This window comes from Pseudalkalibacillus hwajinpoensis (assembly GCF_039851965.1).
In the GTDB taxonomy this organism is placed as follows: Bacteria; Bacillota; Bacilli; order Bacillales; family Guptibacillaceae; genus Guptibacillus; species Guptibacillus hwajinpoensis_E.
Window position 1 is genome coordinate 116933 of sequence record NZ_CP156675.1, and the last position, 24316, is coordinate 141248.

Consider the following 24316-nt stretch of genomic DNA (forward strand, 5'->3'; position numbering starts at 1 on the left):
GAGCCTCGATCTCTTCCCGGTTTGAACCTAAGGCGGATCACCAGCCAGTCAAGGATGTCCTCCTTTTTGGTTTTGCCAGGCGGGCGCTAATTCCCGAAAGGGTATTTTTTTGACTTTTGGCACGTAGGACGAACAAATCGCCTCACCGGACGGATGAAGAGAACCCCTTTTCAATGTTCTCCCGTTTCATCATTACGTCACAAGGAAGCGTTCGCCATTCTTGTTTTTGTGGAAACATTCTTGGAGATACCAGGGGACTAACAATGGTTTTAACTTCCGCGCTTCCTATCCATATTTGAGCAGTCTCTAGCGTTCTTTGAGTAGGACTAATAATGAGCGTGTCTTCGCTTTTTAGATGAAAAGTATCTCTTAATAAATATGCTTGCTTTTTTCCTTCTTTCGTTAAAGAAGGATTTTTTATTTTTTTACTTAATTATATTATCTATGGCCATATGGGTTGTGGTCTCTAAAGAGACAGAAAAACCTTCAAAAGAAATAAACTCGTGGAAAATGATAACATTACTGACTGCCTGGTTCTTTGTCTACTTTAGATATAACTATTACGCTTTTTCAGAGCCTGTTGTTATAGATTCATTAACGAGAGCGTTAGTTGAAAATTTCCTTCAATAAATCTCGAATTCAAGTCTTTCGCTAAAGGGGGCTATATTTTTGAAGAACAATCAAGAGTTTAAAGGTCATTGGCAAAGGTTTATTATCTTTTCGCTTTCCATTGGGCTGATAGTTGGATTTTTTTCCGTGATTTCCGACTACATCCCAAGTATAGGTGAGAAAATAATGATTCTTGAAATCGCCATTTCGTATTTAGCGGTAATGATAAACTCCTTACCAGTCTGGTTTATACTTGCTATGATTATTGGTTATAAATTTGGACGAAATATTAAGGAAGCATTATTATTTGGTGCTTTATATACAATCATCGCAATCACATTTTATTTCTTGTTTGGCTACATTTATGAAAGTTTCATTTACGAGGGGGTTATACCTGTATCAACATCTTTTAAAGATCAATTAAAAGTCTATGCAGAATGGTACGGAGCCTCAACTGTCGGTGGTCTTGTAGGGGGAACGTTGGGATATCTATTCAAAAAGAATCGGTTTGTTTTATTGTTCTTGGTTTTGGGGATAATTTTACAATTGTTTGTAAATGGTGCAAGAAGTTGGGACAACCCTGTTGGCTTTGCTCAAAATATGAGTTTTTGTCTAATGATAATAAGCATTTTTATCTATTTAGTGATAGTCATGAAAAAGAATAGTAATAAGGAACAGAGTCCCGCCTAACGAGGTGTTTTGGGAAAAAGGTTAGTTTGTAAAGAATAAATAAGGAGTTAACATAAAAGAACAGCAAGATATATCTTGAATTCGAGTCTTTCTGTATCGGGGGCTAATGTCTAGTATAGATGATATTGTCTTCGCTAAAGAGGACCTGATTTTGTTAAACAATTAATATATTTTAATAAGGAAGTTGATTTAATGCAGAATGAAAATTCATGGAGAGAAGATTTAGTTAAGATATCAGATGCAAAGCAATGGATAATTTCAAATATTCCAGGTGTTAAAAGTGTAGAAGGACCGGTAGAAGTATTCAGGTCCAATGACTGGGGAATGACAGCATCATTTGAAATTAAAAAAACTAGTGAGAGCATGGAAGTTGTCTTGAAGGTTGGATTCCTACCTCTTTTTAAAACCTCACCATCTATATACCGGACATTGGAAAGGTTAAATTCTGAGCATGTCGTATCCTTTTTGACGGGTGAAGTTAAAACTTCTCAAACTTGGCTTCTCTTTGAGAAGTTTGAAGGAAAACAAGTTAGAGAATTAGATAATGTTGACTTAATACACGAGATGGCAGTCACAATGGCTCGTTTACAAGTTGACTTCTTGAATTTAAGTGATCCAGTTAAAAAAGATATTCCTGTTTATGACTATCAGCAGTTAAAAGGGGTTCTGGAAGAATATATTTCTCAGGCAGTCGAAGAATTTGCACCTGTGTGGAATTCTGAGGCTCTACAATTGAATGAAAAATTTAATTTATCTGTCGAACACCTTAAAGCAATTTCAAACCCGGAAAATTTAGAGAACATGATAGAAGTTACCCATGAGATTTGTGATGAATTAGCCCAAATGGGTGCTCCTCTGTCTATCTATCACATTGATTTTCATACAAACAATGCATCTTTAACAGAACAGGAAGAAATATTACTTTATGATTTTGAAGAAGCTGTGATTTCTCATCCTTTCTTTGTATTAGATAAGTTATTAGACGAAGTTTCAGACCGTGATGAAAAAACGAATCTTGAGAACCTAGATATTCAATGGACACCAGCACAAAGAGAGCTTAGGGATACATATCTCAAAGAGTTTGATGATATTGATGAACCATTAAAACTAAAAATGTTTGATTTGGCAATGATGGTGTCACCGTTACTATACGGTTATCTAGGTACATTTTTCCTTAAACAAGTAGGATGGGAGAAGTCCACACCGGGCTATATGGCTGAAAGTTTTATTGCTGCGTTTTCTCGTATGAAAAGTTACAAAAGTACCTTGTAACGTATTGCTCCTCAACACTAGAAAAGCGTCATTTTGACCTTTATTCATAGACATCTTGAATTTGAGTTTTCCGCATAAGGGGGCAAAACAGGGAATCGAACATCATGATTTCCTGTTTTTTCTATATTTCAAAAACAGAAGCTTGATTGGATGTAACACATTACTATTAGCTAACGTCAAATTCTTTGAGGGGGATAAATATGAAATCACTTAAGTATTTAATTATCCTTTTATTGCCTTTAACTATGGTGACAGGTTGCTTGCAAAATAGCGTTGATGAAGAGCCACCAGATTTAACCGTTAATATTGAGAAAAAGGATTTTCCAGCAGTAAAAGGAACATATACATGGGAGACGGAAGGGTTATTTTCAAATGAGGCGGTGATTGCCGATGCTGCTGCTCCTTATCAGATAGCTGAGGATATGAATATCGAAACTGTAAAACATGGTGAAAAAGCCACTTTAAATTTTTCTGATGACACAACCCCAAAATTAAACGCTTATACTTGGAAAGATCAAAGTCGAAGTAAAGAACTGGAAGTAAACCAAAATAAAATATTACTACCTTCTGAGAAAGGGAAATATGTTGTAGAGGTAATGGCCCATTGGCCAAATGGAGAAAGTTCTTATACATTCTTGGTAGAGATCAAATAAATGGTATTATATTTCAAAAAAAGAAATTATCCTGATTTCAAGTCTTCTGGATAAGGGGGCTTTAATAGAGCAACAAAAAAGCCCGATTTCTCAGCATTAGAATTGAGAAATTGGGCTTTTTAATATTAGAATTTTCCTTAACACTGTAAATCTGCATTTCCATGACGATACCCTATTTGGATCTATTTATTTTTCATTATTCAAACATCATTATTCTCAAGTTAAATTTCCATCTCTAATGATAAGGCGCAAAATTAAAAGAGCCGAACCTATAACAAGACCATATAAAAAACAAGGTCATTACATCTTCCAGTATGAGTTTTTGGTTCAAAAATAATGGATCTATGATTAACTTTGCTAATGCCATAAGAATTGCCGGTGTAAAAATAAACATTAAGCCTATTAATGCTTTCTGCATGGGTAGCACCTCCATATCTATTCAAAATTTCCATAATAATCAATACCTCTATTTATACTTATAAAAACGCTCTGCAATATAACTATTATTGTACGTTTTCTGGGTTTTGCAATAACACCCAACAAATCATACATAATGTAATTGTGTATGATTGACGAGTAAATAGAAGAAAAGAAGCCTTTGTTTCGAAGGCTTCTAATTGTTTTGATATCAATAAAAGATCTTACATACAGTAAAAAGTTGCAGCATCATCTTCAATTGAATATGGTTATTTTAGGAATTATTTTCAATGTGAAATTCCATAAACGGGCAGTTTAATGGAAGATTCAGGTTCGAGATAATAGACGTTTGAAACTGGATCAGAGATATACACTATGATGAAACTTTGTTTAATGTTGTTTCGTAACAATGTTGAGAAGGGGGATTTTTTATGAAGAAATTATTTTTTCTACTACTAACCCTACCATTAATGTTATTGGGGTGTAGTAGCGGTAGCGATGTAACCTTACATAGTTTCGACAATTCGGTATTAAAGGAACAAACTAAAGAACAATCCTTCCAACCTGAATTACCTACAAAAGTTCCATTTAAGGTTACGGATGCACAATTTAGTCCGCCACCAAAGCAAGATACTGTTCTTACGTTTGACTTCTATAGTCAAGGAGAGAGCAACAACCATTTAAGCCTTATGGTTGTCAAAGGTAAAATCGCTTCTACTGAAAGGGAATTTGAAGAAGTGGAAATCGGAGATGAAAAAGGGGGATATGCCGTTAATGGAGCAGGAGCACAAACTCTTAAATGGAGTAAGGGTGACGTCGATTATGCTCTAACGTATTTTGCCAAACAGTCAGATGACCAGATTTCAAAAGAACAGTTGATAGAAACCGCAAAATCATTTGAATAAAATCGATTTACATTTTAGTGCTATTAACCTGCATATTCTAGAAAATCGGAGCTTATCTGTAATAAGATAGGCTCCTTTTAACTGGAATTAAAGATTGAGTTATGCAGATTTATTTGAAATAATTGGTATTAGAAGTTTGAAAAGGTAAGGATTTTTGAATAGGGACTTATAATTTTAAAGGAGGATTATGTGAAATTCGCAAAGTATATTTTTGTGTCATTGATGTTGATTATGCTATTTGTGATGTAACGATACGAATGAAACGGAAGAAACTATTAATAGTATTGTATCCGTAAATTCTTCCAAAACAGAAGAGACAAAGCCACCTGTAAATGTTGATAAGAAGGTTATTCAGAACATTGATTGGGAAGTATCAGAAACATTCAATTCTGGAAGTTATGTAATGAGAGGATTACCTGAAAAAATCGGCTTAATTGATGCACCGTTCAAAAAGAGTATTGTTAAAAAGTATATGTGGCATTTTTGGGGCGACATACCAGATGGAGAGTTAACGGTATTAGCTATTAGAGAAGGGAGTAATGAAATTGTTCCTGCACTAATTGTTCCATCTCCTGAAGAAGAACGCTTTGTTTGGACTTATGATTCTCCTGGTGGACCAAACAATGGTGCTGATGCTTCTTTGCCTTCTAATATGCAGTTAGATAAGAAAGGGAAATGGGCACTATTAGTATACCTTGGTGAAAAATATTTTGACAACATAGTGGTTGAAGTTAACTAAATTCATTTATACTAATGAGTTTCGGTTGCTCAACAATCTCGGAGCGTTTACTTAATAAAGTGGAAGTGCTTAGATAAGAGAAATAAAAAAAGAAAATGGACTATGTGGGATTTGGAGGAGGAATACCATTAAAACAATAGTTACCAATATTGCATTTGCAATATCTACTGTTTTTTCTATCGTGTTAATAGTTGAAGGCGATGATTTCTTTGGTATTGCCATTCTAGTTTGTCTTATGGTTATTTATGACTACATACGAGAATTAGAGAAGAGAACAGGTGTAAAAAAGAAACATAGGGTCAGAGGATTAATAACTTACTTCGTTACTGGATTCGCTTGTGCCTTAGTCTATTTTCTATAATCGATAAGGTTGATCTGCACAAATATTAGAAGCATAACGGTATTACATAATCTCGGAGCGTTTGTGGAGTAACCCCTATTTTCGCCTAGGCGAAAATAGGGGTTTTAATGTTGAGGTGTTCTGAAGCTATTAATTACAAATGAACGAATCATCCATATTCAAATTATGTATGATTCACACAAAGACGATGAACGTAGTCGTAGCAAGGGTTTGTATATCATTTGTAATCGAATTTAATAGAGCTTTGTTTTGAATCATACACAATATATAATTAATATATATTGTGTATGATTCATTTTTGTGGAAGGAGGTTGTGAGAATTGGAATATGTACAGCCTATTCGAGATAGAAAGAAGATAGCAGCCATGAAAAAGTATCTGAAAGGCAGCAACTTAAGGGATCATTGTTTGTCCTGGGATCGGTTCAGGCTTAAGGATTTTTGATCTATTGCAATTGAAAATAGAAGATGTCATGGTTCTTTTTCTTTCTCTTTCTTGATCAGTGCAGTGGTTAGATTGATTATTGAGATAGTTAAGTTAACTAATACTGTGACCAAGATAATCACTTCATCCATCATTTCACCCCCTTTCATACGGGGATTACGCAGTTAGAGCACTCTAAAATAATGAAATTTGAGAAAATTCCTTGTTTTTTTTCTTTAGAAGTGATTTTCGCCATGAGTTACTACTCTTTGATCTTCTCACTTCGGAGAGAGTTACCTTTGAAAAAGAAAATAATCAATGGACGGCAACAAACATAGAAGATTTATTTACTGATACTGATCCTGTTAAGAAAGAAAAAGAAGGAAATTAAAGGTTTATTCAATGAATGGCGAGGGAAGTATGGGGCTTTTGTAATTGCATTAAGTTGCTTATTTAGCGCAATCAATAGTTGGGGATCGAATTGGATTCTTACAGCTGTTTTGGTATTAGGCGTATTGGTCTGTGGAATGATAGGATATTTTGATATTAAAACATAGTTTGCTGAATAACGAACTATAATGCTTACTGAAGATCCAATAAAAGAATAAATAAAAGGGTGATTTTCTTGGTGAAGAGTATTGAGGATACAGATGTTTTTAAACAAGCTGTAAAGTTACTCCAATCGAGGAGCGTTTGCTTGATAAAATGTTGCGCTCTATGTAGGTTAAGGACAGGATAATTGAATAAGGTCGAACGTCCTCCCCCGGCTACCTAAAGAATAACCTATAAAAAATAGGCTAACCAGAAATGACTGGCTAACCTTATAATACGAAAGGGAGTGATTGTTTAGTAATGTGCTCAATTCTTTGGAACCCAAAGAGAGTATTTCACTCTCTTTATTTAACTGCTTGTATAATCTTAGTTTTTCGAGGAAATCAATGGTCTTTAACTTCAAGAAATTCTCCGTTTTTTCAGTGAAGATAGAAGTAACCTATACATACAGCAATCCCCCACACTTTAAAGTGTGGGGGATTGTATTATTTATATTTAATCAAGGGGGAAGGAGTTCGGGGAAACTCCTTGAGTCACAGATTATCATAAGCACCATGAAATTATGATATTATGGGAGAAATTTGACAATTGAGTGGTGATGAAAGCGCATCTTCTATCGCATTGCTATTTAAAATTGTAGCCGTTTAGTCCCGTTTTATTATCTTCATGGTTTTTCTAGTCCTTGAACCTGTATCTAAGCAACCACGTCGTTTGTATGAATTAAATTAATTTCATGAAATGACCTACAATTAAACAACCAAGCATGTAACAATAATGTTGTCAATTATTTTTTGATAATTGAAAACATTACTTGTTTGGAGGAGAAATAATGAAGTCATTTGGATTTAAAGTGATTCTCGTAGCCATTCTTCTTTTAGGAACAGGGTTTTTTAATTCAAGTCAAGCTTCGGCAGTTGGACCTTCTTTTCAAATGCCTTTTCCGTGTGGACAAACCTGGGAAGGTCAGACTCGGACCAATCATAATCCACAGAATTCTGTTGATTTTAATCGGTCGAATGATCTAGGGGATAAGGTTGTTGCCTCTGCTTCTGGTCAAGTCGTAACGGTCAGAAACCTTGGGAATTCAAGCTATGGAAAATATATTGTGATCGATCATGGAAATGGATGGTCGACCTTATATGCTCACTTGAATTCTTTTAGCGTTTCGAGTGGACAGAGTGTCTCTCAAGGGCAAAAGATTGGAACAGTCGGTGGGACAGGGAATGTCACGGGTCCCCATCTTCATTTTGAACAACGGTACAATGGATCAGCTCAAAAAATCAAATTTAATGGTTCTCAGATCACCTATTATGGTGCAAAGAACTATACGAGCAAAAATTCCTGCTCTAATGAAGGGGTAACCGGGACTGTCCATACGGAATCAGGTGTTTCACTTAACATTCGCTCTGGACCTGGAACTAATTACGGAATTGTCGGGTCAGTTGCAGATGGACAAACGGTCACGATTTCTTGTCAGAAACATGGAGAGACCGTTACGGGTAAATATGGGACGAGTGATCTCTGGAACTATATTGGAGAAGGGTATATATCTGATACGTATGTGTATACCGGATCAGACGGACAAGTTGCCCCGACCTGTAATTAAAGTACTATTCTAGTGAAAAGAGGGAGTTAGATGGGTAAACTAAAAATGATAGGCATGGTATCTGTTATGATGGCATCCTTGTTCTTTTCTTCTAGTAATGCTCTTGCTGTCCAGCATTATACGATTTCTACTAACAGTGGTGTTCCTTTAAATATGCGAAGTGGTCCAGGAACAAATTATCCGATTATGCTTTCCATTCCTAGTGGTTCAAGCGTCCCATACTATTGTTACGCGCGTGGTACAACGGTGACTGGGAAGTATGGAACGAGTAATATCTGGGATCAAATTCAGTGGGAAGATTCCCGTGGAGTAATGAATATTGGTTACGTCTCGGATACGTATGTCTACACAGGATCAGACGGTCCGGTAGGTGTACGATGCGACTAATGTAAGAGAATGAAAATGCAATGGCTTAAAAGTGAATCCCCTCATCTTTGAAATCTTCTTATCAGAGATGAGGGGGTTTTTTGATTCTTTTTTTTAACATTTCTTTTTATCATATACCAGGAGCTATTTTTCCTTATAGGAGATAACATGAGTAGCTAATCTTAAGAAGAAGAGTGGAGAAAAGCCTTCTGAACTTTGTTTATAAGTCAATTTATGAAAATATCAATTCATCATATTTAGTTTTATTTATTTCGGAAAGCTACGTCATTATAATAAAGAAGGTAGATGGGGATTCTATTGCATTATACAAAAGCTTCCTATGTATTTAATAGGAGAAGTTTTCACGTTATAGTATTGTATTTCTGTTTTATAGGATCTGCTCAGTCAGGTATGTCGTCAGTTTCAAAAGTTATTCCGTCATTGGATGTTTCTAAAATCAATTCTCCATCTGACTTACTGTTATCAATGACGACGAGGTTGTCAATAAGGGTTAAATTTCGAAAATGTATATAGCTATGTTAATACATAAAACCCCAAATCGGTGGGGAGAGGCGTGTAGATCCAGTAACGGATAAATATGGCGTTGCGTTAGTCTTTGAGCCCACCGAAAGCCAAAACTTTTTAATCGGAAGTAGTCGGCAATTTCATGGTTACAACACAAAAGTGGATCATGAAGTCATGAAATGCGTAGCAAAAAGAGCGGTGCGTTTCTTCCCTGAAATGGGTGATATGACGGTTATTCGAACATATGCAGGATAACGACGATGGACAGCTGACCACCTTCCAATCATTTCACATGTTGAAAAGATGTCGGGCTTTTATATAGCAGCAGGACATGAAGGGGATGGTATCAGCTTAGCTGCGATTACAGGGAAAGTGATCGAAGAATTGATCAACGAAGAAGACACGTCCATACCAACTGAACGACTTCGTTATGACCGTTTCAATGTTAAGGGAAAGCAATAAGACGAATGAAGCACAAAAGTAAGAAGGTTTGTAAGATACAAAAATGCTGTAGGAAGTAGCATTGAAGTAGTTAATGCATAAAGGGTGAATCCCTTAAAAAATGCCTTAAATTATTTATTGAAAATATAAGGTATGAAGGAATCAGGAAAGGATGAATAAGTTTGTTAATCTTAAATACTGAAGAACAAATAAGTTTGGTAGATATGAATGAAATTATAGAATGCGCAGCTGTCGCATTAAAGGAATTTTCAGCAGAAAGAACAGTTACCCCTATTCGTGCCGCTTTACCCTTTCATGATGGCCAAAATACTGCATTAGTTATGCCTTCAGTAGCTGAAGAACTCGGGGGCGTTGGATTAAAAGTAGTAGCCGTAGCTCCAAATAATAAGAAATTAGGGAAAAAAACCATAAATGGTGTGGTGATGCTATCAGACTTCAACACTGGAGAACCCACCGCTCTATTAGAGGGATCTTATTTAACAATGATTAGAACAGGTGCCTTATCTGGTGTGGCCACGAAATATTTATCCCGTCAAGATTCTAAAAAGCTATGTATTATCGGTACAGGAGAACAAGCTAAAGGTCTGGTTGAATCCGTACTCGCTGTTCGAGAGATAGAAGAGATTTTACTTTATAATCGTACAGAACAAAAGGCACAAGAATTTGCTGAATATATTAGAAAGAAATTTAATAAACGTGTGCGAGTATATTCAGACTCAAATGAAGCGGTAAGTGAAGCTGACATTATTGTTACTACAACAAACTCTTCAACACCGGTTTTTTCAAAGTCATTAAAACAAGGGGTTCATGTGAACGCAGTAGGTTCATTTAGACCGTCGATGCAAGAGTTACCCTCTCATATAATGCCTTCAGCCGACAAAGTAGTAGTGGAATCAAAAGAGGCAGCATTAGAAGAAACCGGTGATTTACAAGTTCCAATTAAAGAAGGCATTTTTAAGCCGAATGACATTTATGGAGAGCTTGGGCAAATTGTAAGCGGAGAACTGAAAGGCAGAGTCAGCGATCAAGAAATCACCGTGTTTAAATCAGTTGGCCTAGCGGTAGTGGATATTATTGTAGCCCAATATCTTTACAATAAAGCAATCGAAAATAAGGCAGGGACTAGTATTCAATTGTAAGGTTACCGGGTAATGGGAAATTTTTATTTATACTAAGAAATCACAAATGGGAGTAAAGAGGTACAAAATTAGCGAATAAAATCACCTTTAAAGTTTAAAATTATAGAATGTAAATGATTTTTTTCAGCAATTGGTATTAACCTCAAACCTGATTTAGTGTTTGGGGTGAAACGATGGGCGGCATGGTAAAATCATCCGCCCATGACCTTTATTATCAAGGGTTTCGCTTACTGGCTTGAGTAGTTTTTTTTATGAAGAAGTATTTCGGTTCTACATGAATAGGAGTTCATCTACATGAATCGTTTATATAAATATATAATATTGTTTTTATCGTCTCTTGTCTTAGGATTTGCTTATAATATGTTTTATCTCCCTCATGAAGTATTATCAAGTGGAGTAAATGGTCTAGCAATGGTATTTGGACTACTTACCCCAATTAATTCTGGTATTTGGCTTGTCATATTAAACATACCTATTTTGTTTATGGGGTGGCTGAGGCTAGGAAGAGAATTTGTATGGAATAGCATATTTTCTGTATTCATCACATCTATTTCTATGCAGTATATTCCTTTATATAAGATAACTGAAGATGTATTGCTTTCAGCTGTATTTGGAGGAGTCATCGCAGGAATATCTATTGGAATTATTATACGTTTAAATGGATCCACGGGGGGATTTGATATTATTGGACTCGTTCTTACCCAAAAACGTGATATCCCTCTTGGCGGATTAATTTTCGGTTTAAATAGTATCGTTGTGTTTGTATCTGGATTCGTCTTTTCATGGGAGCTAGCATTGTATACGATGGCCTCTATTTACATTACTGGAATTGTAATAGACCGTATACATACCCGTCATATAAAATTAAATCTAATGGTGGTAACAAACAGAGGAGAAGAGCTTAAAAGGGAGCTGCTTAATAACTTAATTCGAGGAATTACTGTAATAAATGGTGAGGGTGGATATTCTAAAACAGAACGTAAAGTTCTATATACTGTTATTTCTCGTTATGAACTTGCTAAGGTCAAATCTCTTATTAGAAGTATTGATCCAAAAGCATTTGTTAGTATCAGTGAAACAGTAGAGGTTATCGGAAACTTTAGGAGATAATAAATATTCTACAGTATATCAAGAAGTAGTAATTAATGTTTATAAAGTTAAGTATGACTTCTGTTAAGGCCGTTTAATTTTATATAAAATCGTCGGGTTAAAATTTTTAAATGAAGCACTTTCATCTGATATCTGAAGTTATATGAGGTACTATAATAACTTGCTTTTAACCCCGCAAGCTAATTGACATACTCTTTCATAGTTTTGTTTATTTCCTTTCATGCATGATAAAGGAGATGGGTCTAAATATTCTAAAGAAATACAACTACATCAAGCTGTTTTATAAGCTTTTAACAGAAACTATGTCATTGAATTGAATGTTCGTTCGCCCTTCTTTATCTTGAATATGGAGCCTTTTATTAAGTGAGTCGATTTTTTTGATCTGGATAGTTCTGTTTCGAAAAAACCGTCTTTCCAGATTGTGATTTCTAACTCAGTATTCAACTGTAAGCTATCGGAAATTACTCTTTCAAATTCCTCAATTTGATCCTGACTAATACGTGGTTTTTCCACTTTGTAATAATCCCTAATTGCTTCTTTTAAGAGCTCGCTATGTTCCGTCATAAAAAAGCCCTGATACTTCATCATTCCTCGATCATTAATCATCATTCCTCGATCATTAATCATTATCATCATCTCCTTACTCATCATACGAACATTAGTTCCTATTATTCGAGTTGTATATCCAAATATAGAAATCCAATTTATTCTAATGGTGATTTACGAGCCTTAAGGCGAGGTTCTTTTCTTAAGAAACAAATCTATAAAAACCTTTGTAGGGCGGCAGCACTGACAGCCAATCAGAAAGCCCAAAACGATTTCTGTCATTCTGTAGGTGTCGCTTCGCTCCTAAAGCGCCCGATAACAACGGTCTGGTAAGCTGTCGCTAACAGGCCGTACGTTCCTGGTCTCCTTGCGCGAAGCGCCCGATCGAACGAGCCGAAGAGAAGAGTGGCATGGAAGGCAGCCTACGGGCTCTTTTTTTTGTGTGTTTTCCTTTTGCCCTGCGGAGCGTACAAAATCGCCATCCGGCTAAGGCTCAACCCGGGTAATGATTGCGATTTATAAATCATAATCATTACGATTCATGATAGAATGAATTAAACCTTACTAATTAGAAAGGATGACATAAATATGAAAATACCTGTTTATATGATTAGCGGGTTTCTTGGTAGCGGTAAAACAACTATTCTTCTTAATATGATTGAAGAATGCAAAAGGAAAGGGCTAAAGGCAGGGATTATACTAAATGAATTAGGAGAAAAAAATGTTGAGGAAGAATATTTTGAAGGGCAGTATTTGAAACAATTACTTAATGGATGTATCTGTTGTACAATACAAGACGACTTAAAAGAAACACTCAGGTCGTTTGTAGGAGAAAACATTGACTTACTTTTAATAGAGGGTACAGGGGTTGCGAATCCGTTAGATATAGAAGATGCCTTAATTAGTCCAGAGTTCATTGAGGTATTTGATCTTAGTTCAATGATTAGTATTGTTGATGGGAGCAGTTTTCTTGAATATCAAAATATATTCGCAAGTAGCAAAGAGATTCGTCAATTATTAAATGAGCAAATTTCTTGTGCTACGATGGTCATTGTCAATAAAATGGATCTTACTAAGCCAGCGGCACTCTCAAAAATTGATAAGAAAATCAATGGCATACTGAAACGGAATGTACCAGTTTTTAAAACAAGTTTTGGAAAATTAGAAACTCAGCAATTATTTGATAAGCGATATGTTATTTCAAATCTAAATGCTCACCAAAAACAATCTCATAAAGAACACCAACATAACCACTCTATGATTAGATCCGTCCAAATCAAGGATGTTCCTACCATGAACCGAATTCTTCTTAATCAGTGGGTAGAGCAATTACCGAAAGAAGTTCTAAGAGGAAAAGGCATCGTTGAGTTTACAGAGACACCTGGACTATTTCTTATACAGTTTTCCTCAGGAAAATTACGTTTGGAAAGAGTAAAAGGGAGAGGGATGTTGCCGGTAATCATTCTGATTGGCGACGCTCTAAACGAAGAAAAATTGAATCAAAGTTTTCATGAATTGATTGCAGCGAATTTTGAGATGTAGATTTTGAGAAGAAATCGACGAAAGCCTAAAAGAAAGTGAAATGAGCAACTGCAGTTGTAGCAGTTGCTCATATATGATAGCAAGTTGTTTTATTTTAAAAGAAGATTAGGAAAGGAATTGAGGTTTTACTTTACAAAAGATATAATTCTGTTTAATGTTTAAATCGTAATTATTGTGATTTATATAGGGGTGATTATCTTAAAATTAACAGCTGTTATCTTGGATTTAATAAACCATGCTGAAGTATCATTAGAGATTTGTGAGTACAGTGCTCATAATCAAAGAGGGGAAGTGTCATTAGAGATAGATCTCATTGAATCGAAAATCGTTCCGAAAGATTATAAAGAAGAATTGTTAGAAGTTATTGAATCGAATGCAAGTGCATGGTTACATCCTTATTTTGAAGCGGCCGGATGAGAAAAAAATAACAGAACATGCCTATGAGAACCCAAGGTTTGTAGAAGATTTAACTCGTCTTATAGCAGCGGACTTTTACGAAATAGACTGGATTCAAGCCTTTGATATTACATGTCTAAATGAAGAATCGATTCATTTACACGACGCTTATGCTCATTTGCATTTTTCAAAAGAATAGATTATAAATTCATGTCACATTTCATAATTGATGAAGACAAGCATATAAATAAATGAATCAATCAATCCTCGACTTGCAAATCGTACTTATTATGATTTAATAATTTTGTAATCTGTAGGTTTTAAAATGTGATGCTATCCTTATTTTGGCTAAATTATTTGGTATTGAGGTGAAAGTGTGATTAGGGCGGTAATAAATGGTACGAAAGACCTTATAGGTATATTGATTTTTTTAGTTTTCATTATCTTGTTTCTCTTTAATACGCAGGTTATGGATTATTTCGGACTTGTTATATCTGACAAATGGTTGAATGTAAATGCCATTTTTATCAGTATCCTATTAGAGGCGGTTCCATTTGTTCTTTTAGGTGTATTTGTTTCAGCTCTCATCCAATCGTTTGTTGCTGAAGAGGTTTTGCAAAAGGTCCTACCCAAAAATGCCTATCTTGGATTAGTACCTGCTGCGCTACTTGGAGCAATTTTCCCGGTTTGTGAATGTGCGATCATACCTGTTGTAAGAAGGTTAATTAAAAAGGGGATGCCTCTTCAATTTGGAGTAGTTTTGCTCATGTCTGCTCCAATTCTTAATCCGATCGTTGCGGCATCTACGTACTATGCTTTTCGCCAGGACATCAGCATTCTTTATTTCCGAATGGGATTAGGTTTTCTACTTTCCATCTTCATTGGATTTATTATGTTTCAAATGTTTGGGAACTCAAATCAACTAAGGTGGACGAAGGAAGAGCTTATTGGCAGGACTAGAATGGAACCTTCAATGAAGAAAAACAAGTGGAAGCAAACGTTCTATCACGCCAGTGATGAATTTTTTGATGTGGGAAAATATTTAATTATTGGAGCTTTTCTAGCGAGTATCGTGAACGGATCACTTGATCGCAATATTCTCGCATCCCTTACAACCAATGAAGCTGGTGCAACAGGAATCATGATGGGATTAGCATTTATCTTATCTCTTTGTTCTGAAGCGGATGCATTTGTTGCATCGTCATTTTCAAATCATTTTTCAAGTACGTCTTTACTGGCATTCCTTGTTTATGGTCCAATGCTTGACCTTAAAAACACATTGTTGTATCTTGCGTATTTTAAAACAAAGTTTGTATTCTTTTTACTTGTGACTATCACTGCAATCACCTATTGTTCTATTTTACTTGTCGACCTTTTTCTAATCTAAGAGAGGAGGGAAGGAGTTGCACTCAACAACAAAGTCGAATGCTTCTTTACAATTCCATATGTTCGTTAGAGGTATTATTTTGATTGGTTTCTTTTTAATGATTATTAAACTCGTACTTAATGAATCACTTCATTTATACATTGCCCCGAAAATGCTACCCTTTGTTTACTTTGCTGCAGGATGTTTTTTTATTATCGGTGTTATTCAGTTTTTCAAAAGCATGTCCTCTAACCTTGAGGAGGATATTGAATGCAATTGTGGCGCGGATCATCAAATGAAAGGATCCTTCTTTCGAAAGGTAATCATTTATATCATTTTTATCCTCCCAGTTGTGGGAGGGCTAGGGTTACCCCAAAAAGTTATTGATAGCTCTGTTGCTGCGAATAGGGGGATACAATATGGTGGAGGCTTATATACAAAGCCCCCAGGAAGTTCATCTTCTGTATCAGAAGATGATAATGACCCAAGCGAACAAAATGCTGATGAATTTCTTGAAGATCCAGAAGCTTATTTGGAAAAGATGGATGAAAAGGTGAAGAAAGAAGCAGCCCAAGACGATGTTCAAACTCCTACCGGATATTCAGCTAATTATAATAAATACGATGAGCTTGCTGAGAAATATACGAAGTTAGATCACCTTGAAGTAACTAATGAAAATTATCTAGATGTCATCACAACAATTGATCTTAATGTAAAACAGTTTATTGGAAAAACAATGTCCATCAAAGGGTTTGTTTATCGTGAACCTAATTTTAATAATAATCAAATAGTCGTAGCAAGGTTCGGTATGAACTGCTGTGTAGCGGATGCCAGTGTATATGGAACGTTGGTCGAGAGCAATAAGGTCGCTTCACTTGAGGAGGATTCTTGGGTGGAAATTAATGGAGTTATCAACAAGACATCTTACAATGGTGAAGAGATGATGCTTCTAGTACCAGATAAAATTAAACAAATAGACGCGCCAAAAGATCCGTATGTATACCCATATTAAGAGTGCAGGGAGAGAAGTCTTTCTCTCCTTTGCCAAGGTGATTATATTGGATTGCGTTCTATAATGAAGTATTATACGCTATAAATCGTAATTGTTTCGATTTGAGGAGTGGTGTTATGTATGAATGGATTATTATAGGTGGAGGTATACACGGTTGTACGCTTGCAACATCTCTTTTGAAAAGCGGCAAAATAAAAAAAGAGGAGATGTTAATAATTGATCCTCATTCCGGTCCGCTTGAAAGGTGGAAAGAGAGAACGGAGCGCATCCAGATGCCCTTTCTTCGTTCTCCCTCTGTTCACCATATTGATGTATCTCCTTTCAGTTTAGAAAAATACGCCAAAACAACTCAGTATGATAAGCCTTTTTACGGTTATTATGATCGCCCTTCTTTGGATCTCTTTAATGAACATGCAACATCCGTTTTAAAAGAAGCTAATCTACAAGATGTATGGCGTCAGACAAAGGTGATGCAAGTTAGTAAACAAAACCCATTTTGGGAGATTGAAACAGAAGATCAACACATTTATTACGCAAAAAATAGTGTGATTGCGATTGGAAATAACGATCTTAACTACCCTTCTTGGGGAGAAAATATGAGCAGTGGATTTCATCTTTTTGATCCTGCATTAAACATGCAAAGCATTAAGCCCCCACTACTTATTGTTGGAGGGGGAATAACCGCAGCACATGCTGCTATTAGTCTGTCTCATCGTTTTCCTGGAGAAGTTACTCTGATTACGCGTCATCCATTTCGTATACATGACTTTGACAGCGATCCGGGGTGGCTTGGTCCAAAATATTTATCTGCCTATTCTAAGATTAAGGACTATGATGAAAGAAGGAAGATGATTCAGCAAGCAAGGCATCGAGGCTCTATTCCTTCTGAACTTTACAACCGATTACTTCATTTAAAAAAGCATGAAAATCTCTTCATGATACAAAGTGAGATTGAAACTGCTTGTAGTGAATCAAACGTCTTTATGACACGAGAAGCAAAGAAGCTCAGGCCAGCAACTGTCCTTTTTGCTACAGGGTTTAAAGCCTCTCTCTCAAATCAAAGTTGGCTGCTTAACTTAATTGCAAAGGAAAATCTTATTTGTGCTAACTGCGGCTATCCAATTGTAGAAGAAAGTCTTGAGTGGTGTCCGCATTTATTTGTAATGGGCCCTCTGGCAGAGCTCGAAATAGGTCCAGCTTCACGCAATATTATTGGTGCCAGGAAGGCGGCTGAACGAATCATAAAAAGCATAAGTTAAGAAATCGTAAATATTCTCATTTAAGGAAGTGAGTATATAGATAATAAAGTCCCTGTGACAGTCTTAAGTGGATACCTGGGATCTGGCAAAACAACGTTGCTCAACCACATTCTCGCGAACAGAGAAAAGAGGCGAATTGCAGTCGTTGGGAACCGATATGAGTGAAATTGTCATTGATGCTGATTTAATAAGGAATGGATTTTCTAGAACTGATGATAAGTTGGTAGAACTTCAAAATGGCTGTATTGTTGCACATTGAGGGAAGATTTGATTTTGGAAGTTAAGAAGCTTGTTGAGGCTGGTGGGGGGCATTTACTATAGCTTGATTGATACACCTAGTGTGGTGAAGAAGCTTGAATCATGGCTACATCGGAGACTGCGCATGAATCGCTGGAAAGAATGGAGACTCCCCAAAACGAAAGTCAGAAAACTGATGAAGTTGGGAGCTACCGCACAGAAAGCCTATGAGTGGGGGAACTCACGAAAGGCTTACTGGCGAATTGCAAGAAGTCCAATCCTACACAAAGCCCTAGGCACCACCTACTGGTGGCGCCTAGGGCTTAAGAGTATCATTGCCAGATATGAATTTCTGCGTCAGACATAATTGAAACCGCCGTATACTGAACCGTACGTACAGTGGTGGTGTGAGAGGGATGGAGTTTAGTCACCTTCCCCTATCTCGATTACCAGATAGGATTACTTACTTTCTTTCTTGTATGTTTCTTCACAGATTCTGGTAAATTTGTTTCTAGTCAAGTTTAGTTCCGTAAATGGCGTTTCTCTTCGTTTTCAAACCACCACTCTTTTTGGGGAATGGCTTGTTTTAAAGCAGGGTATAGACGCACGGCCAACAGGCTGGTAAAAATTGCGAGAGCTATATCTATGCCTACAGTACTAAACAATCCAGCAGCCAGTACATGTGACAAATTAGTAGGTACGCCTAGCCAGAGGTTTAATGCTAGATAAAGATAAGGGACACCTATGGCGTAAATAATAACAGTTCCAATTAGGTTGGCGACAATGAAATGTTTGAGAGCAGGCTGTTGTACGCGTTCAATAATGAATCCGATGACATAAGCACCTGCAGTGAAGCCAATTAAATACCCGAACGTTGGCTGCAAGACATACATAAGCCCTCCGCCTTGTGTAAATACAGGAAGTCCAGCTAAACCAACGAAAAGATAGATCAATTGACTTTGCAACCCTCGCTTGCTTCCTAATAATGAACCCGCTAAAAATACCACAATAATTTGCAGTGTAAAAGGGACAATGGGCAGCGGAACTTTTATAAAGGCGCCAATCGCAGTCATTGCTGCAAATATAGCTACTAGTGTAAGTGATAAAGTGCTGGAATTTTTCAATTTATTCACTCCTTTCCTTCTCCAAAACGCACTGAAGGAAATGATTTTACGTCTATCGTCAGTGGTGCCTCGAAATTTCGGGATAGAACTTTTTCTCTACCTGAAACGCGAATTTCTTTGGTAGTGTTAATGAAGCGGAATAGACATAATACCTTCAAACAATAAGTCGGAGTCAGTTCATTTGTTCCTTCTAATAATATTCCATCAATCGCATGCAAAAAGTTAACTGGAATTGAATCGGCGTCCAGCTCTTTTAACGCGTGAGCCATGTCAATCACATTTTGTTTTGACTCCTTCATTCCAACGATGACGCCTGAACAAGGGGAAATTCCAGCTTCTTTAGTATGATTAACGGTAGCAATCCTGTCATGGTATGTGTGACTTGTAGTGATCTGATGATGATGCTGTTCAGAGGTGTTGATATTATTGTTGTAGCGGTCGACCCCAGCTTCTTTTAACTGCCGAGCTTGTTCAGGCTTCAGCAAGCGGAAGGCCGCGAAACTTGATTATTCTAGCAGGCTTCATCTACTCTTAATCCTGATGCATTTATATCCTTATATAAATGATCACGTCGTATTGATATCAATGTGATCTAAAAGTTACGGACACTTTCTTTGAAAAAAGAAAGAGCCATCTTAGTTTGAAATAGCTCCGACAGGGTCTTCCTGTCCTTCTTTTCAATTTGTGGAATGATTCCAAGCACCGGAACCTTGCAGAATTGCTCGATCAGTTCAGGGTTCGTCTGTTCAACAACTTCTTCTTTTTCAGGCTTTAAACCATTGATGACCACCCCGATTACATTTAGTCCGCATCTACGTGCAAAGTCGACTGTCAAAAAGGTATGGTTGACGGTACCTAGATTTGGACGGGCTACCACAATGACCGGAAGATTGATCTCCTTCATTACATCACTGGCAAGAAAATCCTCGCCGTAAGGTACCGCAATACCGCCAGCCCCCTCTACGATCGTATAGGAGTGGCGATTTTTCACATTCTTCCAGCTATTCATCACATCTTGTTTTGTGACTTGAACATCCTGCCGTTTAGCAGCTAAATAAGGAGCCAATGGTTCATCAAATTGAAAGGGGGTAATGTCTGATGGCGGGGATTCATCACCAGCCATGGTTTTTAATATCATAGTGTCACTTTCTGGATCTTCTCTATGAGCACCGCTTAGCATTGGTTTGAAGACACCGACATCAACATTCTTATCAGACAAAGCGGCAGCTATGCCAGCTGCGACAAATGTTTTTCCGATGCCTGTGTCCGTTCCAGTAATGAAAACACCTTTTCCCACTAAATCACCTCAAGTTCTTTTCCAACCTTATAAAAAGTCTTGGAGATTTGTTGTATATCCTGCTCTGTATGTGTCGCCATGATGGTCATTCGGATTCGGCTCCCTCCATACGGCACACTTGGGGGACGGATGGCCGGGGCAAAGATCCGGTCTTTTTCAAGGCGCTTTGAAAAATCCATCGCTTTATTGGTCTCACCAATAATTATAGGGAAGATCGGGGTTTCCCTGCCCCTCAAGTCAAAGCCAAATCCTAGCAATTCATCCCGAAGGAGGTGGACTTTTTGCTGTAAATCCATTTGTAGTTCTGGTTGACTTTCGATAATGTCGATAGATTTCAATGTAGCTGCAATGGTGCTGGGAGGGAGAGCGGTTTGAAATATAAAGGACCGCGCTTTGTTTCTCAAATAGTCAATGAGAGACCTTGACCCAGTGACAAACCCACCTTGGGTACCGATGGATTTACTAAAGGTTCCTACGGTCACATCGACAGAAACCTTTAGGTGATCAGCTGTTCCGCGGCCATTTTTACCTAAAACCCCTGTAGAGTGAGCGTCGTCTACGATGACATATGCACCATATTTCTCTGCCAGTTCCTTGATCTCACCCAATGGAGCAATATCACCGTCCATGCTAAAGACCCCATCGGTAATGATGAATTTTCGTTTGTAATGTTGACTATAGATTAATTTTTCTCTTAGGTCTTTCATATCCATATGACGGTAAACCATTGATTTAGCCTGACTGAGTCTGCATCCATCAATGATACTAGCGTGATTGAGTTGATCGCTTAAAATAACATCTCCCTTGCCTGCCAGACTGGATACTGTCCCAATGTTAGCCAAGTATCCACTGGAAAAGACAATGGCTGCCTCATCTTTTTTAAAGTCAGCGATGCGCTTCTCCAGTTTTTCATGCAAATTTGTATTACCTGTCGTCAGCCTTGATCCAGTGCTACCTATACCATATTTTTTCATAGCCGTAATCGCTGCATCAACTAGTCTCTTGTCTGCCGCTAAACCTAAATAATTGTTGGAGGAGGCCATGAGGTATTCCACTCCATCAACATTAGCTTTATTAGAAGAATCAGAAGGGGAGATGGTTCTAAGTTGTCGGTATAATCCTTTTTCTTTAACCAAGTCAACTTCTTGTTCTAGCCACTTGTAACTTTGTCCTATCAATTTGAAGCGCCTCCTCAATAGTTACACGCTCAATGGCTTCTTTTATAATTTCAATCATTACTTTTAAATCTTCTTTTATAGAGGCAAGTGGTGGCATAAAGACGACAATATCTCCGGTAGGTCTTGTTAAAAGCCCTAACTCCCGCATTTTTAAAGATACTCTATAGGCAACTCGGCTTTCGAAAGGAAAAGGCTCTTTCGTTTCTTTATCATAAACGATCTCGATTCCACACATAAAACCAAGCTGACGAATGTCGCCGACATGTGGCAGTTCTGCTATATCTTTAAATAATTCATGCAGGTATTCGGATTTTTGTGCTACCTGCTGAACAATTTGATCTTTTTCGAACAGGTCTAAATTAGCTAGTGCGACTGCACAGCCAAGCTGATTCCCAGTATAGGAATGTCCATGGAAAAGCGTCTTCAGGTTTGTGTAGTCATCATAAAATGCGTCATAAATCTTTTCGGTTGTATATGTAATAGCAATAGGCAAGTAACCGCCGGTAATTCCTTTTCCAGCCGCCATGAGATCTGGTTCTACCCTTTCATGTTCGCATGCGAACATCTTACCGGTACGTCCGAATCCAGTAGCTACTTCATCAATAATCATCAGGACATCATATTTAGTACACAGTTTCCTTACGCCAGATAAGTATCCTTCGGGCATTACAATCATACCGCCAGCCCCCTGTACCATTGATTCAATGGTCAAGCCAGCAATTTCTTCATGGTGATCCTTTAGTATGGACTCGAGTGTTTCAAGTGCTTCATCACGGCATTTTTCGGGGGTCTCACCAGGATAGCGGTAGACATTGGGAACAGAAGTTTTAAACCCTTCAAACATGAGAGGGCCGTAGATTTTGTGAAAAATATCAATAGATCCTACACTAACTGCCCCGATCGTATCTCCGTGATACCCATTTTTGATCGAAACAAACTTTTGCTTGTTTGTTTTACCGATATTCTGCCAATACTGATAAGCCATTTTTACTGCAATTTCAACTGCTTCTGCACCGCTGTCAGAATAAAAAACTCGACTTAACGAATGAGGAGCTATCTCGACTAATTTTTCGGCCAATTCGGTAGCGGGTATGTTCGTCATTCCCAGCAAGGTGGAATGTGCAATCTTATCTAGCTGCTCTCGGATCGCATCATCCAACTCTTTTTTTCTATGTCCATGTACATTCAGCCAAACAGAAGAAAAAGCATCGTAGTATTCTTTCCCATCAATATCTTTAACTTTAATTCCTTGTCCACTTTCAATAATTAAAGGGTTCTCATCATAATCTTTCATTTGTGTAAATGGCAGCCATAAATACTTTTTACTTTTCTCAATTAAATCCATAATTCTCCTCCATTTCTATTAATACTGGCATTTCCTCTAAATAGTGTATGTATGAATCAATCGGGTGGTCGCCATCGATGAAAAATACGCGTCCTCCCACTTCGTCACCATATTCCTTTAACTTTGTGATTCTATGATATCCTCCAGCAGGACTAGCAACGTAGCCTTTAATATAATCAGGATCATCACTCCAGCAAAGCTCTGCTACTGTGAGAGGGTGGGAGCATACCTTCGTCGCTAGAGTCAGGGCTTCTTTCATACGTTGATTTATCGCCAGTTTGCTTTGTTTACACCATTTTTCAAAGTTTTCTTTTTCCCAGTCTAGAAGGGAGACACGAACTCCCTTTTTCTCTCGGTCATCCATGCGCTCGCCCGTTTTGGCATTGATAATGAGCGCGCCTCGACTGTCATCATTTCTTTCTAATAGATTCATAGCTTTTTTAATGACGTTATGTGGGATTCCGTGATGAGACAGAAGAGAGGAGGCTAAATTTTTCCCCTGTGGAGCATCGGATACATCAAAGGTAGAGACAGGTAACGGCTTGATACTTTGGATATGCTCTTCAATCTTATCTATGGTTAATTGGAAGAAAGATGGATCACCACGCGTATGAGAAAATGCCTTATCCATCAATTCAAGAGCTTTTACCTGCATATCAGCTTTTGTAGAAAGGTGTTCTCCACCAGATATATGCTTTGCTCCTTTTTCATGGGGACCACCAAGTGCTGCTCTCATTCTTAAGCTGTATAATCCATTATCCTGCATCATTTCAATCAGCCTTCCTCCACGATATTTAGCATGTTTTTTCAGTGATATAGGTGCAATTTCAGAAATCCCAACGCTTGTTCTTAGACGAACCTGCTCATCTCCACTGAAGAGTTTCCGTGCGTTTACCTTAGACAGTAACTGAACAAGGCCCTTGTATCTTTAGAAAGTATAGAAGAATACAACTGAAAATGTCAACCTTATAAAATAATTAGTTAACATAAAGGTTATGCTCCATCCATATGAGGTTAAGGGAGAGTTCTCTGGTAGGGTTGAGCGTCTCCCCCTTTTACGTGCTTTTTTAAAATTTTTTGGAGGGTCATTGTCATGATTGATAGCTTTGGTGGAAAAAGTTATTGAAGCAGTTGAAAAATATGATTTAAAACACATGTTCTTTGGATTAAATGGGGATGAAACAGT

The 24316-nt window shown here is 37.3% G+C and carries 19 protein-coding genes and 6 pseudogenes; 17 read left to right on the forward strand and 8 right to left on the reverse strand.

Going from position 1 to position 24316, the window contains the following annotated elements; all coding sequences use genetic code 11:
- Positions 1 to 142: 142 nt before the first annotated feature.
- Positions 143 to 421, reverse strand: coding sequence for a histidine phosphatase family protein (locus ABFG93_RS23215; protein ID WP_431522113.1), 279 nt, complete (start codon positions 419 to 421; stop codon positions 143 to 145).
- Positions 422 to 669: 248 nt separating this feature from the next.
- On the opposite strand from ABFG93_RS23215, the gene ABFG93_RS21705 reads away from it, so the two are divergent.
- From ABFG93_RS21705 to ABFG93_RS21750, 10 genes and pseudogenes are all read left to right on the forward strand, one after another.
- A complete protein-coding gene (locus ABFG93_RS21705) occupies positions 670 to 1299 on the forward strand; it encodes a hypothetical protein (RefSeq protein ID WP_347553184.1) in 630 nt (209 codons plus the stop codon).
- Between the two features lie 192 nt (positions 1300 to 1491).
- Positions 1492 to 2571 carry a hypothetical protein gene (locus ABFG93_RS21710; RefSeq protein WP_347553185.1) on the forward strand — a complete coding sequence of 360 codons (1080 nt, stop codon included), beginning with the start codon at positions 1492 to 1494 and terminating at the stop codon, positions 2569 to 2571.
- A gap of 200 nt (positions 2572 to 2771) precedes the next feature.
- A complete protein-coding gene (locus ABFG93_RS21715; protein ID WP_347553186.1) occupies positions 2772 to 3224 on the forward strand; it encodes a hypothetical protein in 453 nt (150 codons plus the stop codon).
- An 848-nt stretch (positions 3225 to 4072) separates the two neighbouring features.
- Complete coding sequence (locus ABFG93_RS21720; protein ID WP_347553187.1) at positions 4073 to 4546, forward strand: DUF4367 domain-containing protein; 474 nt, start codon at positions 4073 to 4075, stop codon at positions 4544 to 4546.
- Positions 4547 to 4895: 349 nt separating this feature from the next.
- A complete protein-coding gene (locus ABFG93_RS21725) occupies positions 4896 to 5285 on the forward strand; it encodes a DUF4871 domain-containing protein (RefSeq protein ID WP_347553235.1) in 390 nt (129 codons plus the stop codon).
- Between the two features lie 2164 nt (positions 5286 to 7449).
- On the forward strand, positions 7450 to 8226 hold the full coding sequence (locus tag ABFG93_RS21730) for a peptidoglycan DD-metalloendopeptidase family protein (RefSeq protein ID WP_347553188.1): 777 nt from the start codon (positions 7450 to 7452) through the stop codon (positions 8224 to 8226).
- 30 nt (positions 8227 to 8256) lie between these two features.
- Positions 8257 to 8613, forward strand: a complete 357-nt coding sequence (locus tag ABFG93_RS21735) for an SH3 domain-containing protein (protein ID WP_347553189.1) — start codon at positions 8257 to 8259, stop codon at positions 8611 to 8613.
- 540 nt (positions 8614 to 9153) lie between these two features.
- Positions 9154 to 9579: pseudogene (locus tag ABFG93_RS21740) on the forward strand (NAD(P)/FAD-dependent oxidoreductase); the annotation flags it as partial.
- 161 nt (positions 9580 to 9740) lie between these two features.
- The gene (locus ABFG93_RS21745) at positions 9741 to 10718 is read left to right on the forward strand and encodes an ornithine cyclodeaminase family protein (RefSeq protein ID WP_347553190.1); all 978 of its coding nucleotides are present in this window, start codon (positions 9741 to 9743) and stop codon (positions 10716 to 10718) included.
- 294 nt (positions 10719 to 11012) lie between these two features.
- The gene (locus tag ABFG93_RS21750; RefSeq protein ID WP_347553191.1) at positions 11013 to 11828 is read left to right on the forward strand and encodes a YitT family protein; all 816 of its coding nucleotides are present in this window, start codon (positions 11013 to 11015) and stop codon (positions 11826 to 11828) included.
- A 280-nt stretch (positions 11829 to 12108) separates the two neighbouring features.
- On the opposite strand, the pseudogene ABFG93_RS21755 reads toward ABFG93_RS21750, so the two are convergent.
- Positions 12109 to 12479: pseudogene (locus tag ABFG93_RS21755) on the reverse strand (YolD-like family protein).
- A gap of 483 nt (positions 12480 to 12962) precedes the next feature.
- Here ABFG93_RS21755 and ABFG93_RS21760 point away from each other — a divergent pair.
- The 7 genes and pseudogenes from ABFG93_RS21760 to ABFG93_RS21790 form a co-directional block, all read left to right on the forward strand.
- A complete protein-coding gene (locus ABFG93_RS21760) occupies positions 12963 to 13916 on the forward strand; it encodes a CobW family GTP-binding protein (RefSeq protein ID WP_347553193.1) in 954 nt (317 codons plus the stop codon).
- A 246-nt stretch (positions 13917 to 14162) separates the two neighbouring features.
- A pseudogene (locus ABFG93_RS21765) lies at positions 14163 to 14511 on the forward strand (GTP cyclohydrolase, FolE2/MptA family); the annotation flags it as partial.
- A 177-nt stretch (positions 14512 to 14688) separates the two neighbouring features.
- Entirely contained in the window at positions 14689 to 15699 is a 1011-nt protein-coding gene (locus ABFG93_RS21770) for a permease (protein WP_347553194.1), read from the forward strand.
- 16 nt (positions 15700 to 15715) lie between these two features.
- Complete coding sequence (locus ABFG93_RS21775) at positions 15716 to 16690, forward strand: TIGR03943 family putative permease subunit (protein ID WP_347553195.1); 975 nt, start codon at positions 15716 to 15718, stop codon at positions 16688 to 16690.
- 116 nt (positions 16691 to 16806) lie between these two features.
- Positions 16807 to 17949: an NAD(P)-binding domain-containing protein gene (locus tag ABFG93_RS21780; protein WP_347553196.1), complete on the forward strand. Its 1143-nt coding sequence runs from the start codon at positions 16807 to 16809 to the stop codon at positions 17947 to 17949.
- Positions 17950 to 17985: 36 nt separating this feature from the next.
- A pseudogene (locus ABFG93_RS21785) lies at positions 17986 to 18255 on the forward strand (GTP-binding protein); the annotation flags it as partial.
- A 7-nt stretch (positions 18256 to 18262) separates the two neighbouring features.
- Positions 18263 to 18553, forward strand: a pseudogene (locus tag ABFG93_RS21790) (group II intron maturase-specific domain-containing protein); the annotation flags it as partial.
- Positions 18554 to 18707: 154 nt separating this feature from the next.
- Here ABFG93_RS21790 and ABFG93_RS21795 read toward each other — a convergent pair.
- From ABFG93_RS21795 to ABFG93_RS21820, 6 genes and pseudogenes are all read right to left on the reverse strand, one after another.
- Positions 18708 to 19310 carry a biotin transporter BioY gene (locus tag ABFG93_RS21795; protein WP_347553236.1) on the reverse strand — a complete coding sequence of 201 codons (603 nt, stop codon included), beginning with the start codon at positions 19308 to 19310 and terminating at the stop codon, positions 18708 to 18710.
- A gap of 68 nt (positions 19311 to 19378) precedes the next feature.
- Positions 19379 to 19807: pseudogene (locus ABFG93_RS21800) on the reverse strand (radical SAM protein); the annotation flags it as partial.
- A 95-nt stretch (positions 19808 to 19902) separates the two neighbouring features.
- Positions 19903 to 20607, reverse strand: a complete 705-nt coding sequence (gene bioD / locus ABFG93_RS21805; protein WP_347553197.1) for a dethiobiotin synthase — start codon at positions 20605 to 20607, stop codon at positions 19903 to 19905.
- Positions 20607 to 21785: an 8-amino-7-oxononanoate synthase gene (gene bioF / locus ABFG93_RS21810; RefSeq protein WP_347553198.1), complete on the reverse strand. Its 1179-nt coding sequence runs from the start codon at positions 21783 to 21785 to the stop codon at positions 20607 to 20609. The genes bioD and bioF overlap by 1 nt, the downstream gene beginning before the upstream one ends.
- Positions 21745 to 23130, reverse strand: coding sequence for an adenosylmethionine--8-amino-7-oxononanoate transaminase (bioA, locus tag ABFG93_RS21815; RefSeq protein ID WP_347553199.1), 1386 nt, complete (start codon positions 23128 to 23130; stop codon positions 21745 to 21747). The genes bioF and bioA overlap by 41 nt, the downstream gene beginning before the upstream one ends.
- A complete protein-coding gene (locus ABFG93_RS21820) occupies positions 23117 to 23899 on the reverse strand; it encodes a 6-carboxyhexanoate--CoA ligase (RefSeq protein ID WP_347553200.1) in 783 nt (260 codons plus the stop codon). Before ABFG93_RS21820 ends, bioA begins: the two co-directional genes overlap by 14 nt.
- Positions 23900 to 24316 lie beyond the last annotated feature (417 nt).

What these genes read in the sequence shown, in the direction of transcription:
- ABFG93_RS21710 (WP_347553185.1), top strand. Translation starts at nt 1,492, where the DNA reads ATGCAGAATGAAAATTCATGGAGAGAAGATTTAGTTAAGATATCAGAT.
- ABFG93_RS21715 (WP_347553186.1), top strand. Translation starts at nt 2,772, where the DNA reads ATGAAATCACTTAAGTATTTAATTATCCTTTTATTGCCTTTAACTATG.
- ABFG93_RS21720 (WP_347553187.1), top strand. Translation starts at nt 4,073, where the DNA reads ATGAAGAAATTATTTTTTCTACTACTAACCCTACCATTAATGTTATTG.
- ABFG93_RS21730 (WP_347553188.1), top strand. Translation starts at nt 7,450, where the DNA reads ATGAAGTCATTTGGATTTAAAGTGATTCTCGTAGCCATTCTTCTTTTA.
- ABFG93_RS21735 (WP_347553189.1), top strand. Translation starts at nt 8,257, where the DNA reads ATGGGTAAACTAAAAATGATAGGCATGGTATCTGTTATGATGGCATCC.
- ABFG93_RS21750 (WP_347553191.1), top strand. Translation starts at nt 11,013, where the DNA reads ATGAATCGTTTATATAAATATATAATATTGTTTTTATCGTCTCTTGTC.
- ABFG93_RS21760 (WP_347553193.1), top strand. Translation starts at nt 12,963, where the DNA reads ATGAAAATACCTGTTTATATGATTAGCGGGTTTCTTGGTAGCGGTAAA.
- ABFG93_RS21780 (WP_347553196.1), top strand. Translation starts at nt 16,807, where the DNA reads ATGTATGAATGGATTATTATAGGTGGAGGTATACACGGTTGTACGCTT.
- bioA (WP_347553199.1), bottom strand. Translation starts at nt 23,130, where the DNA reads ATGGATTTAATTGAGAAAAGTAAAAAGTATTTATGGCTGCCATTTACA.
- ABFG93_RS21820 (WP_347553200.1), bottom strand. Translation starts at nt 23,899, where the DNA reads ATGATGCAGGATAATGGATTATACAGCTTAAGAATGAGAGCAGCACTT.